Source organism: Lacisediminihabitans sp., from assembly GCF_036404185.1.
Lineage (GTDB): Bacteria > Actinomycetota > Actinomycetes > Actinomycetales > Microbacteriaceae > Lacisediminihabitans.
This window is the reverse complement of record NZ_DASWPB010000091.1, coordinates 1-2689: the sequence shown is the minus strand read 5'-3', so window position 1 is coordinate 2689 and position 2689 is coordinate 1. Positions and strand designations below refer to the sequence as shown.

Below are 2689 nucleotides of genomic sequence, written 5' to 3'. Positions count from 1 at the left end.
GGACGGCGCGTTCACCCTCGTCTACCTCGATCCGCCGTTCAACACCGGACGCAGTCAGACGCGACGGACGACGACGAGCGTGCGGTCGGCATCCGGCAGCGTCCGCGGCTTCAAGGGACAGCAGTACGAGCGCATCCGCGGTGATCTCATGAGCTACGACGACGACTTCGACGACTACTGGACCTTCCTCGAGCCCCGGCTGGCCGAGGCCTGGCGACTGCTCGCCGACGACGGAACGCTGTACCTGCATCTCGACTATCGCGAGGCGCACTACGCCAAGGTGCTGCTCGACGCGCTCTTCGGACGGGAGTGCTTCCTCAACGAGATCATCTGGGCGTACGACTACGGCGCGAAGTCGAAGAACCGCTGGCCGACGAAACACGACACGATCCTCGTCTATGTGAAGGACCCGGGCGGCTACCACTTCGACTCGACGGCCGTCGACCGCGAGCCGTATATGGCACCCGGACTCGTCACCCCGGAACAGGTCGCGCGTGGGAAGCTTCCGACGGATGTCTGGTGGCACACGATCGTCTCGCCGACCGGCCGCGAGAAGACCGGCTATCCCACCCAGAAGCCGGAGGGAATCCTGCGCCGGATCGTCCAGGCCTCGAGCCGCGAGGGCGACTGGGTGCTCGACTTCTTCGCGGGATCCGGGACGACGGGCGCGGTCGCGGCCGCCCTCGGCCGCCGTTTCGTCCTCGTCGACCAGGGTGAGGAGTCGATGGCCGTCATCCGCACCAGGCTGGACCGGGCGGGCATCGACGCCGAGTTCGTTCAGGCCGCCCGGTAGTCCACGCCGAAGGGCGGCACACAAGGAAGGGGCGCTCACCGATCGCGGTGAGCGCCCCTTCCGTGTGATTCCAGCCGATCGGCCTACGGGACCCGTGGGGGATTCGTCGGATCGATGATCGGGTTCTGCTGCGTGGAGAGGTTCGGCTCGAGGGGCGCGCCGACCATCTCGGCGGCCCTGGTGGCGAGGATCGCGGCGTCGGCATCCGCCACCTCCTGCAGCGCGGACTTCTGACGCAACGGCGTCGCCTTGAGGAAGAAGCTCAGGATGAACGCGATGAGGATCACGACGAGGCTCACCCAGAATCCCGCCGTCGTCGCGTCGGCGAACCCGTGCAGGAACGGCGCGGCCAGCCGGTGGTCGGCCGTGTTCAGGAACGCGGTGTCGCCGTTCAGCGCGCTGCCCAGGCTGGCCGGGCTCTTGAGGCCCTTGAGGATGAGTGCGTTCGCCGGATCGGTGAGCACCTTCGGGTCGGCCAGCGCCGCCTTGAGGTTCGCCGCCAGCTTCGGCTCCGCGAAGGCGTGCTTGATCGTGTCGGGGACACGGCTGAACAGCACCGAGAAGATGACGGCGACACCCAGCGTTCCACCGACCTGGCGGAAGAAGGTCGACGCGGAGGTCGCGACACCGATGTCCCGCGGTCCGACCGCGTTCTGGCTCGCGATCGTCAGCGTCTGCATCAGCTGGCCGAGGCCGAGGCCGACGAGCAGCATTCCGATCATGACGAACCAGATCGGGGTGGAGGCGGAGATCTGGGTGAAGAGCAGGAAGCCGACCGCCATGAAGGCCGTCCCGACGATCGGGAAGATGCGGTAGCGCCCCGTGCGGGAGATGAGCTGGCCGCTGACGATCGAGGAGATCATGAGCCCGAGGATCATCGGCAGCAGCTGGTAGCCGCTCTCGGTCGGCGAGGAGCCGTTCACGATCTGCAGGAAGAGGGGCACGGAGGAGAGCGCACCGAACATGCCGAAACCGACCAGCACACCGAGGACGGTCGCCATCGAGAAGGTGCGGCTCTTGAACAGCTTGAGCGGGATCAGCGCGTCGTCGCCCATCATCCTCTCGACGAGGACGAAGGCGACGATTCCCACGACGCCGACGACGTAGCAGGCCCATGCCCCGGCCGAGGTCCAGCCCCAGTCGCGGCCCTGCTCGGCCACGAGGAGGAGCGGTGCGACGGCGACGATGACGGTCGCAGCACCCCACCAGTCGATGCGCACGCTGCGGTTGACGCTGCGCTTCGGCAGGTGCAGGAATCGCAGCACCATGAAGAGCGCGATGACACCGATCGGGACGTTGATCAGGAAGACCCACCGCCATCCGACGATCCCGAGGATGAACGGCGCACCGGCGAGCAGACCGCCGATCAGCGGGCCGATGACGCTCGAGACGCCGAACACGGCCAGGAAGTAGCCCTGGTACTTGGCCCTCTCCCTGGGAGCGAGCATGTCACCCATGATGGCGAGCGGAAGGGCCATGAGGCCACCGGCGCCGAGTCCCTGGATGGCGCGGAAGCCGGCGAGCTCGATCATCGAGGTGGCGAACACCCCGGAGAGGATCGAGCCGAGCAGGAAGATCGAGATGGCGAAGATGAACAGCGGGCGCCTGCCGAAGATGTCGGAGAGCTTGCCGTAGATCGGCGTGGCGATGGTCGAGACGATGAGATAGGCCGTCGTCACCCACGCCTGCTGGCTGAGCCCGTTCAGGTCGTCGGAGATCGTCCGGATGGACGTTCCGACGATGGTCTGGTCGAGGGATGACAGGAACATTCCGGCCATGAGTCCGTAGATCACCAGCAGGATCTGGCGATGACTCATGATGCCGCCGGAGTCTCGAACGGCCTGGGCCGAGATCTTTCTTGCCGAATCGGCGCGTGACATGAAACCTCGTTCTTGG

Annotated in this window: 2 protein-coding genes; one reads left to right on the top strand and one right to left on the bottom strand. The window is 66.5% G+C overall.

What is annotated here, in order from left to right; translation table 11 throughout:
• Window positions 1–793: site-specific DNA-methyltransferase (locus VGC18_RS05890; RefSeq protein WP_331095220.1), on the top strand; the 793-nt coding region annotated here is incomplete at its 5' end.
• 83 nt (window positions 794–876) lie between these two features.
• Here VGC18_RS05890 and VGC18_RS05885 read toward each other — a convergent pair.
• On the bottom strand, window positions 877–2610 hold the full coding sequence (locus tag VGC18_RS05885; RefSeq protein ID WP_331095222.1) for an MDR family MFS transporter: 1734 nt from the start codon (window positions 2608–2610) through the stop codon (window positions 877–879).
• Between the last annotated feature and the right edge of the window lie 79 nt (window positions 2611–2689).